A 14,509-nucleotide genomic window follows, 5' to 3' on the forward strand; every position below is an offset into this window, starting at 1 on the left:
GGCACCCAGGTTAGCTTGTGGGAGGCCAATTTCATTGGGCGACTGTCTGAGTAGGCACCCAGGTTAGCCTGTGGGAGGCCAATTTCATTGGGCGACTATCTGAGTAGGCTGGGAGCCTGAATCATCGCGGGCTGAAGCCCCCTCCCACACACCACTACAGCGGCTTGATGAGCTGGGCAGCCACCCAAGTCTCGTGGTGGTGGCGTCAGCAGATTTCCATGCGGTTGCGGCCGCGACGCTTGGCTTGGTATAGAGCGTGGTCGCTTTTTGCGAGGAGTGCGTGCAGGTCTTGGATGGGCTGGGTGAGGCATGTGACGCCCAGGCTCAAGGAGACGGGGGCGGGGGTAAGGTAGGTGTGCGAGGCGACGGTGTGGAAGCGTTGGCGTAATTGCTGGCCGATGTGCAGCACATCATCGTCGTTCATGTCTTTTAATAGAAAGACGAACTCATCGCCTCCCAGGCGGGCCAGCAGCGCGTCCGTGGGGAGCGTTTGACGGGCAATGTCGGCCAGGGCGAGCAGCAAGTGATCTCCCGCCGCGTGTCCATAAAGGTCATTGATCTGCTTGAAGTTGTCCAGGTCCAGCAGCAGCAGCGCCCCTGGTTGGCTGGGGGAGATACGCTTGAGTACGCGAGGGGCATGCGATTCAAAGCCTCGGCGGTTAAGCAGCGAGGTCAGGGCGTCGCGTTCGGCGAGATGGGTGATGTGCCGCTCCCGCTGGTAGCGTACGGTGCCGGTCATCGAGAGCGCAATCAGCAGGATGGCCATGGCGCCTTCCACCAGTGAAATACGAATAATGGCGCCTTGAAAGGCCATCAGGTCGACCAGCGTATTGGGAGCCAAAGGCAGCAGCCCCTTGGCCACATAGAACAAGCCATGAATCATCAACACATAGTGCAATTGGCGCGTGCCCAAAGTCGCCGTGTCGGATTCCAGTTTGAGTGCCCTGCTGGCTCTCAGGGCCAGCAGCCCTACCAATAGGGAGTTGAGTGCCAGATAGAGTTTGGAGCTGGTCAAGGGGGCAGGCAAGAGCAGTAGTGCACACCAAATGGCGACCAATAGCCACCAGGCAGGGTGGGGGCGTTGACCCACGAAACGCAGAACGCCAAGCAAGAACAGCCAATGAGCAAGGATCAGCAGGCCATTGGCGAACCACACACCCACCAGAAAGAAACCGTTAACGCGTAGCAGAGACAGGCTAGAACCCACCGTGACCGTTGCAAACCCCGCTGCCCATAGCAGCAGGGCCTGTTCGCGGGCGCCGCGCCACTCCATTAACAGATAAAGCGCCGCGGCAGCGGCGATAGCAATGGTCAGCGTTAGTAGGGTAGGTGGGTCGAACGCCATTAATCCCGTAAGCTCATGATGCGCCAATGACGTGCTTCGGCCACTTGGCGCAGGGTATCGTCAGGGTCCACGGCAACGGGGTTGTCGACCACTTCCAGCAGCGGCAGGTCGTTGTGGGAGTCGCTGTAGAACCACGCATCATCGAGGGTGCAATCCTGGTCTTCCAACCATGCTTCCAAACGCGTGACTTTGCCTTCTCGGAAGCTGGGCACCCCGGCCACGCGTCCGGTATAGCGGCCATCGACCATTTCGGGGTCGACGGCAATCAGATCATCCACGCCCAGCCGCTCGGCAATCGGGCCGGTGATGAAACGGTTGGTGGCCGTAATGATCAGCAGCGTATCGCCCTTGGTGCGGTGGCGGGCCAGCAGCTCTTCGGCCTTGGGCAAAATGTGCGGCTCGATTTTGCTGGCCATAAACTGTTGGTGCCAGGCAGCAAGCTGTTCCGGGCTGTTGTCAGCCAAGGGTTTCAGCGCCAGCGCCAGAAACGCCATCATGTCCAGCGTGCCCGCATTATAGTCGGCCAGGAAGCGCTCGTTGGCCTCGCGGTAGGCCACTAGGTCCACCGCCCCTTGTTCTACCAGGAACTCCCCCCAGGCATGATCGCTATCGATGGATAGCAGCGTATTATCCAGGTCGAAAATGGCCAGACTCACGGCGCTCCCCTTGATGGTTGATGTTGGTGAGATGTGCGCGGCACAAAGCGCCGGATTATCGCAGAGTCGCCTGGCTTTCACCACTTGGCGTTATATTGTATTGATACGATTGACTCCCTTGTGGAAAAATGGGGACAACTGAAAATTTATGGTAACTATTCAGGTGGCTGCGGATGGGATATCGCCAACCACCTGATTTTTCTGGTATAGTGTGCCTAATCCTTCGGCATATCTATGCGGTGACATGACCATCAGCGATATCAACGTCGACGAGGCTCTGGAGCGGGTCCGACAGCAGCTCAAGGAAGACCAGACGGTCTCTCCGTCGCTGCGTGCGGCCATCGATGTGCTGATGTTGCTGGTCAAGCTCATGGCCGATCGCCTGGCCACCAGTAGCCGCAACAGCAGCAAGCCACCGTCCCAGGATCCCAATCGCCAGCGCCGCTCGCGCGCCAAAGGCGAGCGGCGCCCCGGCGGACAGCCAGGGCATGAGGGTAAGACGTTGGCGCCGGTGACGGACCCCGACGAGGTGGTCAAGCTCCGTGTCGATCGTCGGCAACTCCCCAAGGGGCGTTCTTACCGCCCGGTCGGCGTCGAAACGCGCCAAGTGCAGGACATCGTAATCCAGGCCGTGGTCACCGAATATCAGGCTGAGGTCCTCGAAGATGATCAGGGGCAACGCTACGTGGCGCCATTCCCCGAGGGCGTGACTCGCCCCATCCAGTATGGCCCTCGCCTCAAGGCGCATGTCGTCTATCTCTCCCAGTATCAGCTGTTGCCCTATGCGCGTATCCGCGAGTTGCTCACCTCGCAGTGCGGCCTGTCGCTGAGCACCGGCACCCTGTTCGCCTTCAACCAGGAGGCCTACCAGCGGGCCGAGGCGTTCGCCGAGTGGGTGATCCCGGCGCTACGTGAAGCAGCCACCGTCCATGCCGATGAAACCGGAATGCAGGTCGGTGGCAAACGCTACTGGCTACACAGCGCCTCCAACGAGGCCCTGACCTGGTTGGCCCCGCACCCCAAGCGCGGCCAGGAAGCGATGGACGCCATCGGCGTATTGCCCTTCGTGCGTGGCGTGCTGGTGCATGATCACTGGAAGCCCTACTACCGCTATCCGGATTGCCGGCACGCGCTCTGTAATGCGCACCACCTTCGGGAGCTGACAGCGGCCTGGGAGAACGATGGCCAGGCATGGGCCAAGGCCTTGCATGACCTGTTGTTGGAGATGCATCGCGCCGTGGAGGTGGCCGACGGCTGCCTCTCGGCCGATGAGACCCGAGCCTGGCGGCAGCGCTATCGAGATTGCCTGGCGAAAGGGGACGCCGAGAGCCCCCCGCCGGTGAAACCGCCACCTGGAACGCGAGGCCGGGCCAAGCGCACCAAGTCGCGCAACCTCCTGGAACGCCTCCAGGCGTACGAGGACGACGTGTTGCGCTTCCTCGACGACCCTGCCGCTCCCTTCACCAACAACCAGGGGGAACGCGATCTGCGAATGACCAAGGTCCAGCAGAAAATCTCGGGCTGTTTCCGCTCCTGGGAGGGGGCGGAGATTCTTCTGCCGGATGCGCAGCTTCCTCTCGACCGCCGTCAAGCAAGGGGTGGCGGCGCATACCGCACTGGAGCAACTGTTTGCGGGTGATGTGCCAGCCTTCATGCAGCAAGAAGCCCCGACTCAGCCAACCGGTGCTGAATAGTTACAATTTATGAAGGTGATGTCCGTGATCGACGCTGACGGCTTTCGCCCCAATGTTGGCATCATTATTGCCAATAGCCAGGGGCAACTGCTTTGGGCGCGTCGTGTAGGACAAAATGCGTGGCAATTCCCCCAGGGAGGCATCAAGGCAAGCGAGACTCCACAACAAGCACTTTTTCGTGAGCTTCACGAAGAAATCGGCCTGACCGCCGACGATGTTGATATTGTCGCCTGCACCCGGGGCTGGCTGCGCTACCGTCTACCACGACGCATGATTCGTACCCACTCAAGGCCGGTTTGCATCGGCCAGAAACAGAAGTGGTTTTTACTGCAAATTCGCTGTCAGGAAACCCGAATTTGCATGACGGCGACACCCAAGCCGGAGTTCGACGGTTGGCGATGGGTGAGCTACTGGTACCCGCTGGGTCAAGTGGTGCCCTTTAAAAGAGAGGTTTATCGACGCGCGTTACGAGAGCTGTCTCCCCGCGTTCAACGGTTGGCACAAGATAATGAAGGATGACGTGCGCGTCACTGCTGGAAGTCGGCAGTGGGCTATAGCCGGACACTTCCTCAGCGAGGCAAACAATAGTGAATAGTAAAACGTCGATGCTTGAGGTGCTACGACGCGTGATTCAGGAAGTGAATGGCGCGCGCAACCTCGATGCCGCGCTGTCCACCATGGTACGTCGCATCCGTAAAGCCATGCAGACGGATGTCTGCTCGTTCTATCTTTACGATAAAGAGCTGGAGTCACTGGTGCTGATGGAAACCATCGGCCTGCGCACCCAGGCCGTGGGCCGTGTGGTGCTGCCGCTGGGCGAAGGCCTGGTGGGATTGGTAGCCAAGCGCAGTGAACCTCTCAACCTGGAAGATGCGCAGTCGCACTCGCACTTCCGCTATTTCGAGGCGACTGGAGAAGAGCGCTACTGCAGCTTTCTCGGCGTGCCGATCATCCACCAGCGTCACATGCTGGGTGTGCTGGTAGTGCAGCAGGCGGAAAAACGCCGCTACGATGACGAAGACGAAGCCTTTCTGGTCACCATGGCAGCCCAGTTGGCCGGCGTGCTGGCCCATGCTTTGGCCACGGGCCATCTGACCCGCCCTGCGTTGCCCGGCGGCCAGGCCATGTTCAAGGGCGTGGCCGCTTCGCCCGGGATGGCCATGGGCGAGGCCGTGGTCATCACTCCGCCCGCTGACCTCAACAGCGTGCCAGACCTGATTCCCAGCGATCAGGAGTACGAAATCGCCCGTCTCAAGGAAGCCATCGGCAAGACCCGCGACGAGATTCGCGCGGCGGCCGAGCGGCTGGTCAACCGTATCTCGTCTCAGGAACTGGCGCTGTTCGATGTCTACCAGCAGATGCTGGGCGAAGCGGCGCTCTCTGAGGAGGTCGAAAAACGCATCCGTGAAGGGCAATGGGCGCCGGGGGCACTGGCCGATGTGGTGCGCCGTCACGTGCAATACCTGGAGCGGGTCGATGACGACTACCTGCGTGAACGGGCGGCGGACATCCGCGACCTGGGCCGCCGCGTGCTGGCGCATCTTCAGGAAGACACGCCCGCTACCCCGGAAACCTACCCGGACGACGCCATTCTGGTGGGCGATGAAATCAGCGTGGCGATGCTGGGCGAAGTGCCCCGCGACAAGCTCAAGGGGCTGGTCTCGGTGCGCGGCTCCAGCACCTCGCATGTGGCCATCGTCGCCCGTGCCATGGGTATCCCCACCGTGCTGGGCATGATGGATTTGCCGCTGCCCCGCCTGAACGGCGCGCCTGTGGTGCTGGATGGCCACCGTGGGCGGCTGTTCGTGCGGCCCATGGCGGAGCTCAAGGCTCGCTACGCTAGCCTGATTGCCGAAGAGAAAGTGCTCAGTGAGGTGTTGGCCCACGAGCAGGACCTGCCCAGCGAAACCCCGGATGGCCACGGCATCCCGCTGATGGTGAACACCGGCCTGGCGGTGGATGCGTCGGCCATGCTGAAAAGCCGGATTGGTGGGGTAGGGCTCTATCGCACCGAAGTACCGTTCATGATCACCGAGCGCTTTCCCGGCGAAAAAGAGCAGATGCGCATGTACCGCGAGCAGTTGGCAGGCTTTGCGCCGCTGCCGGTGGTCATGCGCACGCTGGATATCGGCGGCGACAAGGATTTGCCCTACTTCCCCATCGAAGAGGCCAACCCCTTTTTGGGCTGGCGCGGCATGCGCGTCACCCTCGACCATCCTGAAGTGCTGATGGTGCAGCTGCGCGCCATGCTCAAGGCCTCTCAGGATCTGAACAATCTCCACGTTCTGTTGCCGATGATTACCAACGTCGAAGAGGTGGATGAAGCCATTCGCTTGCTCGACCGTGCCATCATCGAGCTGGGCGAAGAGGGCATCCAAGTGGAGCGGCCCAGCGTGGGGGTCATGATCGAAGTGCCCGCCACCATCTATCAGATGGATGCGCTGGCCAAGCGGGTGGACTTCTTCTCGGTGGGCAGTAACGATCTCACCCAGTACCTGCTGGCGGTGGACCGCAACAACGCACGGGTATCCAGCCTCTACGATGCGCTGCACCCAGCGCTGCTGGGCGCGCTGGTCGAGCTGTCTCAGGATGCCCGGCGGCTGAACAAACCCATTTCGCTGTGTGGCGAGCTGGCCGGGGACCCGGCAGGGGCGCTGCTGCTGATGGCCATGGGCTTCAATAGCCTCTCCATGAACGCTCCCAGCCTGCCCAAGGTGCGAGCAGCCATTCGGCGTGTCACGCTGGCCGATGCGCAAACGCTGCTCAGTGAAATCATGCAGCTGGATACGCCTGCGCAAGTGCATACCCATCTCAACCAGCGTTTTGATGAGTGGCAGCTTTCCCACCTACTGCCTCCAAGGGATTAACCGCTACCGGGAGTCGCCAGGGTGGTGTCACCCAGAAACCGGCCGAGGGGCCCAAAACGCTGCTCGGTCAAGGTGACGCTCCCTGCGTGGCTCAATGAGAGCCACGTAGTGGCTCGTGTGCCGTAGGTCTCGCCCACGATGAACGCCGCAGAGAGCTGACGCTCCAGTATCAGCCCCACGCCGGTATCGGGTAGCGCCGCGTCATCGGCAAGGCGGGCATCGTGAAGCGCCTGGCGGGTGGCCTGACGCCAGTGGCCCGCTTCATGCTGGCGTAGGGCATGGCGCACCGCCTGGAGCTTGGGCCATGCGGTGTTCAGACTGGCATTCGATAACCCGTGAACCCCCTCGGCCACTTCGTTCAGCGTTACGCCGTTGTGCCCCCGGTGCAGGTGCCAGCAGTGGGTGGGCGTCGCCACCAGCAGGTTGAACCCGGCATAGCGGGCTGCGCCGTGCTTGGCCATGTCCCTTAACCACTGGGCAGGGTCGCTACTGGTGAGTGCGTTGGCCACCAGTTCGCCCCGGCTGGGCGGGTGAGCGGGGGCCGACAACCGGGTGTCGCGCACGTTGGTCAATGCGGCTACCATTCCTTGCCGGTTGGCCGCCAGCCAGGTGCCACCTGCCTCCAGGTCACGGCCTCCCAACAGCGGTTTGTCACCCCAGTGGCTCATTGGTGCTGTGGGACGGGAATGAAATTCATCCCGATTACCGGCTAGACGCAAGGGGAACCGGCTGCCAGGCTGCCATGAAAAGGTAATCAAACACATAAACGACCCCTGTTGGTCACGAAATCCGACTCCTTGCCGTGAGCTGCATGACAGCCTGCAAGAGTGGACGTACACTTGGCTTAATAGCTAAAGCAATAAGACGGTTCATCTGCCGAGGCAGAGCCTCTTATCGACGAGGAAAGCGTGCACTATGCAACGTGATCAGCAAGAGCACTTCTGGAACGCCATTATCTGGCCTGTTCTATGGCCGCTGCTGTTGATGCAGGCGGCGCTCGTTCTGCTCTGCCTATTGATGGGGGCCGTGATCTGGGTGATGTCACCAGGCCAGGCCTCCTGGGCGACCACTCTCTGGCTCACTCTGGCCCTGTTGCTGGGCAGTTGCATGAATGTAGGCGCTTTTTTGATGTTAATCAAAGCCCGCGCTCGATATAAGGATGAGCGCTTCATGCAGTGCCTGGTCGAGCTGGAGCAGCGCGCGGCGGCCCTGGGGCAAGAGATCGCTCCCAGCCAGCCATGGGAGGCGCCAGAAGACCCCCGACAGCGGCCCTTGAAACGTCTTGCCCGAGTCAATGACCGCTTGGCCGAGCTGCTGGAGCAGCGTAAAAAAATGCCCACTGTGGCGCATGCGAGCACAGGCAGGGGTGACCAGGCGCTGCTGGAAGATCTGCACCACCAGCAGAAGCAGCTCAAGCACTTGATGGCAGGCAGAGAGCGGGCCCGAGAAGAGTCACGACTGAAGTCAGGCTACCTGACCTTGATGCAGCGTGAGGCCGATAGCCTGTTCGAGCATCTCGGCAGCCTGCTCCAAAAAGACACCACCGAAGAGTATCGTCAGAATGTCACCCATGTGCGAGAGCGGCTGGCCGACATACGCTCGCTGCTGGCCAATTTCGTGCAGCAGAGCGTCAACGAGGCCACCACCTACGACGTGCTGGACAGCGACGCTCATCAGCCTCGAGTGCTGGTGGTGGATGATGGCCCCGTCAACCTGATGCTGGCGCGGCAGATGCTCGAATCCCAGGGGCTTCAGGTAGAAGGCGTCAGTAGCGGAGAGCAGGCGCTGGAGCGTCAGCAATCGAGCTTTTATGATCTGGTGTTCATGGATATCTTCATGCCCACCCTGGATGGCCTGGAGACCACTCGCCGCTGGCGGCAGCATGAACGCCATGACCCCACCCGCCGCAGCATCATCATCGCCCTGACCGCGAACGTCGACAACGCCGGGCGGGGCACCTGCGAAATGGCCGGCATGGATGATATTCTAGCCAAACCCTATCAACCTGAAACCTTACATCGCATGCTCAGAAAATGGCTGCCTGACGCTTTGGAGAAGCCCGCACAATGACCTTCGCTGCCATTCTGGCCAGTTATCTCGTACTCGGTGCCGCCGCAGGCACCATGGCAGGACTGTTTGGTGTGGGGGGCGGCATCATCATCGTACCGGTGTTGGTGCTCGCCTTTGGTTTGCAAGGCATCGCCCCGGAAATCACCATGCACCTTGCGGTGGGCACCTCGCTGGCCACCATCGTTGTTACCGGAGCTTCATCGGCCCTTGGCCATGTGCGCCGAGGCAGCGTGCACCGCCCCTGGTTCATGGCGCTGCTGCCCGGGCTCATGCTCGGTGCCATTGCCGGGGTGTTCATTGCGGGCAACCTCTCGGGTACCGTGCTGGGCACTCTGTTTGGTGTTTTCGTGCTTCTGCTGGCGGCCAAAATGGTCATTGGCCTGAATCCAAAGCCGGGCAGCGTACCGCCTGGTAAAGTGGCCATGACCGTGGCCGGTGGCATCGTGGGCGCCATTTCGGCGCTGTTCGGTATCGGCGGCGGGGCCATGACGGTGCCCTGGCTGTCCCGTGCCGGGGCCAGCATGACCCAAGCCGTGGGCACCTCCGCCGCCTGTGGTCTGCCTATTGCCATCGTCGGAGCGCTCACCTTCATCGTCGTCGGCTGGGGCCACCCGCTGCTTCCGCCGTGGGCCACGGGCTTCGTCATGTGGCCCGCCTTCATTGGCATTGTCGCCACCAGCGTTCCCTTTGCACGGTTAGGAGTGCGGCTGGCCCATGTGTTGCCTGCTAACATACTGCGCTACGGTTTTGCTTTACTGCTTACGGTGGTAGGGCTGCGCTTCATACTGGCGTAATCGCCACCCGGCAAGCTGCCACTTCTTTTGTTCACCTAGAGAACCGGAATGATCAATTACCCCACGATAGACCCTGTCGCGATTTCGCTCGGCCCCTTGCAAGTACACTGGTATGGCCTGATGTACGTGGTCGGTTTCGTTGCTGCCTGGTGGCTGGGCTGCCGCCGTGCCGCGCGGATTGGGCTCACCAAGGATGATATCAGCGACCTGCTGTTCTACTGCGCGATTGGCGTCGTGGCCGGTGGGCGGCTGGGCTACGCGCTGTTTTACGGCCTGGGGCAGTGGTCTGCCGACCCGCTGTGGATCTTCCGCGTCTGGGATGGTGGCATGAGCTTCCACGGCGGTTTGATCGGCGTGTTGCTGGCCGCCTGGCTCTTTGCCCGTCGCAAGCAGCTGGCGTTCTTCACCCTCACCGATTTCATTGCCCCGCTCGTGCCCATCGGCCTGGGGGCAGGGCGCATCGGCAACTTCATCAACCATGAGCTGCCCGGCCGCGTGACCTCGCTCCCCTGGGGTATGCCGTTTCCCGGCATGGGCCCAGAGCCACGCCACCCCTCGGCACTTTACGAAGCCGTATTGGAAGGCGCCGTGCTGTTCGTCATCCTCTGGTGGGTCTCGGCCAAGCCTCGCGCGCGCGGGTTCGTCTCCGGCCTGTTCCTGCTGGGCTACGGTGTCTTCCGCTTCATGGTCGAGTTCGTCCGCATGCCCGACGCCCACATCGGCTACCTGGCCTTTGGCTGGTTCACCATGGGCATGCTGCTCACCTTGCCCATGATTATTCTTGGCATCCTGTTCATGCTGTGGTCAAGAGGCAAGCCCATCGACGCCAAGTTATAGAAAGCACGACACCCCGTAGCGCGGCGTAAGCGGAGCGCACCCGCGAAGCAACGCGAGGAGCGTTGCCGATGAAGGTGCGGCGGGTGGCGGTGGCGTTTTGTGGTTCGAAGGCGCGTTTGGTTCGGCGGCTCTATCGGGGGCGGCTGGCGCCGCCTCCGCGGGTGCCTCTTTCGCTCGTTTCTCTCGCTCTTTCGTTACGCCGCGCTACGGGTGTGCCGCGATCTGCCGTGGTGACGTATTGGGGTTGGTGTGGCTCGATTTACCGTGGTGACGTCCTGGGGTTGATGTGGGCGCATACCGTAGCGCGGCGTAAGCGGAGCGCACCCGCGAAGCAACGCGAGGAGCGTTGCCGATGAGGGCACGCTGGGTGATGGGAGGCTTAACATAGACGTTGCCTTTAGGGGAGCCTAGAATACAGCCTCATATTCGCTGTTAATCTGGAAACCTTGTGACTGCTACAACGCCTTCGCTTACCACGTCGAATGAATTGCCTGCGCTTGAGCAGCCTTACCTGGACTTGATGCGCACTGTGCTCGAACAGGGCGTTGATCGCGGTGACCGTACCGGTACAGGTACGCGTTCGGTGTTTGGCCACCAGATGCGCTTCGATCTTTCCCGTGGGTTTCCGCTGCTGACCACCAAGAAGCTGCACCTGCGCTCGATCATTCATGAGCTGCTGTGGTTTCTGAAGGGCGATACCAACATCGGTTACCTGAAAGAGCATGGCGTGCGTATCTGGGACGAATGGGCCGATGAAGCGGGCAACCTGGGCCCCGTATATGGCTACCAGTGGCGTAGCTGGCCGCACCCCAAGGGCGGCAGCGTGGATCAGATTGCCAACCTGCTGGAGCAGATTCGCCATAACCCGCAGTCGCGCCGCTTGATCGTCTCGGCCTGGAACCCGGGGCAGGTGGATGAAATGAAGCTGCCGCCATGCCACTGTCTGTTCCAGTTCTACGTGGCGAATGGTCGACTCTCCTGCCAGCTGTACCAGCGCAGTGCGGATATTTTCCTCGGTGTGCCGTTCAATATCGCCAGCTACGCGCTGCTGCTCAGCATGGTGGCGCAGGTGACCGGGCTGAAGCCGGGCGAGTTCATCCACACGCTGGGCGATGCCCATCTCTACAGCAACCACCTGGAACAGGCGCAGGAGCAGCTGACGCGTACGCCCATGGCGCCGCCAGCGCTGGTGCTCAATCCGGCGGTCACGGATCTGTTCGACTTCACCTTCGATGATATTCATATAGAAGGGTACCAATCGCACCCCCACATCAAGGCAAAGGTTGCCGTATGAGCCAATCTCTCCCGACTGACGAACTGCTGGTGCCGGTGGCGATGATCGTCGCCATGGCGAAGAATCGTGTCATTGGCGTCGATGGCAAGCTGCCCTGGTACCTGCCGGAAGACCTGAAATTCTTCAAACGCATGACCCAGGCCAAGCCTCTGGTGATGGGGCGCAAGACCTATGCATCCATCGGCAAGCCGTTGCCCAATCGGCTGAATATCGTGGTGACCCGAGACACGGCCTTCGCCGCCGAGGGAACGCGCATCTGCCACGACCTGCCCTCTGCCTTGGCGCTGGCCGACCAGCATGCCACCATCGAAGCGGCCGAGGAGATCATGGTGATGGGAGGCGGCGAGATCTACCAGCAAGCCTTGCCCTTTGCCCAGCGGCTGTATATTACGGAAGTCGATATCGACGTGGCGGGCGACGCGACGTTTCCTGAATTCTCGGCAGACGAGTGGCGTGAAGTGCAGCGCGTACCCGGCCAGCCAGCGGAAGGGCAGCCACGTTATGATTTCGTGGTATATGAGCGTGTCAACGACTGACCAAGGAAAGGAGGGGGGTGATGGCTGCCAACGTACTGCAACTATTAGAACTACTCGAAACACGGCTCGACCAGAAAAACGCCGAGCTGGAAGCATTGCGTGCCGAAAACAGCCGCCTGAAGCAGCAGCTGGCACGTGGGGAAGCAGCACCTCCCCAGATAGCGCAAGCGCCGCTGCCTACGGAAGAGAGCCAGCCCCAGGCAGAGCGTCAGCACCAGGAAAAGCCCCCGGTGGTAGCCGAGCAAACGCCGCCGCAGGAAGAAACAAACGAAACACCAGCGCCTGCCGTTGAGCCTGCTGCTGAAACGCCTCAGCCCCCATCGCCCCACGCGTTGTTGAAGCAGTGGTATCAGCGTTACCCCAACGCCTTTTTCAAAGGGCATACCAAGCCGCTGAAAGTAGGGATTCATCACGACCTGGCCGAGCGAGAGCCCTGGTCCGGGAAACTGGTGCGTCGTGCCTTGGCCAACTACGTCAATCTGCCGCGCTACATCAAATCCATGCGGGAAGGCGTAGAACGGGTCGATCTGGAAGGCAATCCGGCAGGCAAAGTCGACAAGGAAGCGGCACAGCACGCCAGTGCGCGGCGCCACGAAAGCCAGGCGACCGCAGCAAGAGAAACAGCGCCGATGCCGCGTAATAAAGAAGCTCAAAAAACGCCGCCGCCGAGAAAGGAAAAACGCCCGGAAGTGCCCCGGCAGGAAAAAACCGAGCAGGCAAAACCGCTTAGCCTTGAAGAGAAGCTGAAAGGTTTGCAGCAGAAATTCGAAGGCCGCTGAGACCGGTTTGGGTTGGCTGGGTTCCATAAAAAAACACAAATCATAAAAAAACACTGTTTTTTTCTATTGCGTTCCTTGGAATCCCAGTATAGAGTTTGATCTGCGAGCATTGGACTATAACAAGGCTTTGTTGAGGACATGTCGCATACCACCGGGAAAAACCGGCGGATGAGAAAAAGAGCATGGCCCGCAAGCCACTTACTGGCTTCTACGAAGGCCAGTAATAACGATCGAAACAGTAAGCTAGTTAAAGGAACCTACATCATGAAAAAGACACTTTTAGCGACTGCCATCGTTGGCGCCCTGGGTGCCTCCGCTGCCGCTCAAGCAGCCACTGTCTATGACCAGGACGGCACTCGTCTGGACATTTACGGTCGTATCGCCATGGGTATCGCCGGTGGCGGCCCCGAGTTCAACTCTGATAACGAAGAAATCGACAACGGCGCTGAGTTCGTAGACGTGTTCTCTCGTCTGGGTCTGCGCATGAGCCAGCAGGTCACGACTGACCTGAGCGCTTTCGGTCACCTGGAATGGCGTTTCCGCGCTGACGAGCGTCGCAGCGACGAAGCTTTCCGTGAAACTCGTCAGAGCTACATCGGTCTGAAGAGCGAGCAGTACGGTACAGTTGTCGGCGGTAACTTCGACAGCTTCTACAGCCAGTTCGTTTCCAAGCCGTTCGACGTCTACATCGACCAAGGTCTTGAGTTTGCTGGTCACCCGACACAGTCTCGCGGCGACTCTATCGGTTACTACACGCCTGACCTGAGCGGTTTCACTGCCTTCCTGCAGCTGAAACACTACAGCGAGCGTGGCCTGCTGGAAGGTATCGAAACTACTGAGCAAGGTGAAGTTGTAGCCTCTCAGGGTGGTGTTCGCTACGCTGAAGGTCCTGTGGCTGTTGCTGTGGGCTTCGTTGACGACGTAGTTCGTGGCGGCGGCAACGGCGAAATGCTGTACGGCGTAATGGGTTCTTACGACATCACTGACCAGTTCACTGCACGTCTGGGCTACGAAGGCCGTGACGACAGCACTGAATTCGGCGGTGGCTTCGACACCGTAGGTCTGGGTGGTACTTTCACCACTGGTCCTTGGGCGTTCAACGTTGACTACTACAACATCGAGCGTGACAACGACTCTACCAGCAACGCTTGGGCCGCCGGTGCATACTACAAAGTATCCAGCAACTTCGACGTGTTCGCTGAGCTGGCTGACGGCGATGCGCCGAGCGTCGATCGTGACACCACTCTGGGCGACCTGACCGACAACGTATACTGGCTGACTGGCGCTCGTTACCACTTCTAAGCCTGGCTATTGCCAACGCTTGAATGGATAACTGCCTAACAGCAGATAGAACCGGCCCTTAGGGGCCGGTTTTTTATTTGATGGCCTATGGTCAGTTAGTGAACAGGTTGGCCAATCGCTTGGCCGTCTGAAGCAAGGTACAGTAGCTTTATCAGTATTTACTAAACACATCTCATTGCTATTGACAATGGAGGAAATAGGCAAGATTTATGAATCCTGCTTCCACCTTGTTACATGCAGGCGCCGAAAAGGGTATGATTCATATCTTAGGCTAAGATCACTTATGTTAGTGATAACGCTTATCAGGTAGTGGCGTTCGATGGCCATGCCTTTCT

At 60.1% G+C, this 14,509-nt stretch carries 12 protein-coding genes and 1 pseudogene; 10 read left to right on the plus strand and 3 right to left on the minus strand.

Translation table 11 applies throughout. From position 1 onward, the window contains the following. Positions 1–205: 205 nt before the first annotated feature. Together HSS18214_RS0100305 and HSS18214_RS0100310 are read right to left on the minus strand one after the other, a co-directional pair. Positions 206–1,345, minus strand: coding sequence for a GGDEF domain-containing protein (locus HSS18214_RS0100305; RefSeq protein WP_016913322.1), 1,140 nt, complete (start codon positions 1,343–1,345; stop codon positions 206–208). Further along, positions 1,345–2,001 carry a histidinol-phosphatase gene (locus HSS18214_RS0100310; RefSeq protein ID WP_016913323.1) on the minus strand — a complete coding sequence of 219 codons (657 nt, stop codon included), beginning with the start codon at positions 1,999–2,001 and terminating at the stop codon, positions 1,345–1,347. Before HSS18214_RS0100310 ends, HSS18214_RS0100305 begins: the two co-directional genes overlap by 1 nt. Before the next feature lie 244 nt (positions 2,002–2,245). Here HSS18214_RS0100310 and tnpC point away from each other — a divergent pair. From tnpC to ptsP, 3 genes and pseudogenes are all read left to right on the plus strand, one after another. Then, positions 2,246–3,695 (plus strand): annotated as a pseudogene (gene tnpC / locus HSS18214_RS17660) (IS66 family transposase). 24 nt (positions 3,696–3,719) lie between these two features. Next, positions 3,720–4,214: an RNA pyrophosphohydrolase gene (locus tag HSS18214_RS0100320; RefSeq protein ID WP_026001615.1), complete on the plus strand. Its 495-nt coding sequence runs from the start codon at positions 3,720–3,722 to the stop codon at positions 4,212–4,214. 86 nt (positions 4,215–4,300) lie between these two features. Continuing rightward, positions 4,301–6,562, plus strand: a complete 2,262-nt coding sequence (gene ptsP, locus HSS18214_RS0100325) for a phosphoenolpyruvate--protein phosphotransferase (RefSeq protein WP_016913325.1) — start codon at positions 4,301–4,303, stop codon at positions 6,560–6,562. On the opposite strand, the gene HSS18214_RS0100330 is transcribed toward ptsP, so the two are convergent. Then, complete coding sequence (locus HSS18214_RS0100330) at positions 6,559–7,326, minus strand: NRDE family protein (protein ID WP_026001616.1); 768 nt, start codon at positions 7,324–7,326, stop codon at positions 6,559–6,561. The genes ptsP and HSS18214_RS0100330 overlap by 4 nt on opposite strands. Before the next feature lie 151 nt (positions 7,327–7,477). Here HSS18214_RS0100330 and HSS18214_RS0100335 point away from each other — a divergent pair, with 151 nt between their 5' ends. The 7 genes from HSS18214_RS0100335 (at position 7,478) to HSS18214_RS0100365 (ending at position 14,174) form a co-directional block, all read left to right on the plus strand. After that, positions 7,478–8,632 (plus strand): response regulator, encoded by a 1,155-nt coding sequence (locus HSS18214_RS0100335; protein WP_016913327.1) that lies wholly within the window; start codon positions 7,478–7,480, stop codon positions 8,630–8,632. Continuing rightward, complete coding sequence (locus HSS18214_RS0100340; protein WP_016913328.1) at positions 8,629–9,426, plus strand: sulfite exporter TauE/SafE family protein; 798 nt, start codon at positions 8,629–8,631, stop codon at positions 9,424–9,426. The genes HSS18214_RS0100335 and HSS18214_RS0100340 overlap by 4 nt, the downstream gene beginning before the upstream one ends. A 48-nt stretch (positions 9,427–9,474) precedes the next feature. Continuing rightward, on the plus strand, positions 9,475–10,263 hold the full coding sequence (lgt, locus tag HSS18214_RS0100345; RefSeq protein ID WP_016913329.1) for a prolipoprotein diacylglyceryl transferase: 789 nt from the start codon (positions 9,475–9,477) through the stop codon (positions 10,261–10,263). A gap of 448 nt (positions 10,264–10,711) precedes the next feature. Beyond that, positions 10,712–11,557, plus strand: a complete 846-nt coding sequence (locus HSS18214_RS0100350; RefSeq protein ID WP_040460680.1) for a thymidylate synthase — start codon at positions 10,712–10,714, stop codon at positions 11,555–11,557. Then, positions 11,554–12,093: a dihydrofolate reductase gene (locus HSS18214_RS0100355; RefSeq protein WP_016913331.1), complete on the plus strand. Its 540-nt coding sequence runs from the start codon at positions 11,554–11,556 to the stop codon at positions 12,091–12,093. Before HSS18214_RS0100350 ends, HSS18214_RS0100355 begins: the two co-directional genes overlap by 4 nt. Before the next feature lie 20 nt (positions 12,094–12,113). Further along, positions 12,114–12,872: a ProQ/FINO family protein gene (locus HSS18214_RS0100360; protein ID WP_016913332.1), complete on the plus strand. Its 759-nt coding sequence runs from the start codon at positions 12,114–12,116 to the stop codon at positions 12,870–12,872. 264 nt (positions 12,873–13,136) lie between these two features. Continuing rightward, positions 13,137–14,174, plus strand: a complete 1,038-nt coding sequence (locus HSS18214_RS0100365; RefSeq protein ID WP_016913333.1) for a porin — start codon at positions 13,137–13,139, stop codon at positions 14,172–14,174. Positions 14,175–14,509 lie beyond the last annotated feature (335 nt).

This window comes from Vreelandella stevensii S18214, assembly GCF_000275725.1.
Taxonomy (GTDB): domain Bacteria; phylum Pseudomonadota; class Gammaproteobacteria; order Pseudomonadales; family Halomonadaceae; genus Vreelandella; species Vreelandella stevensii.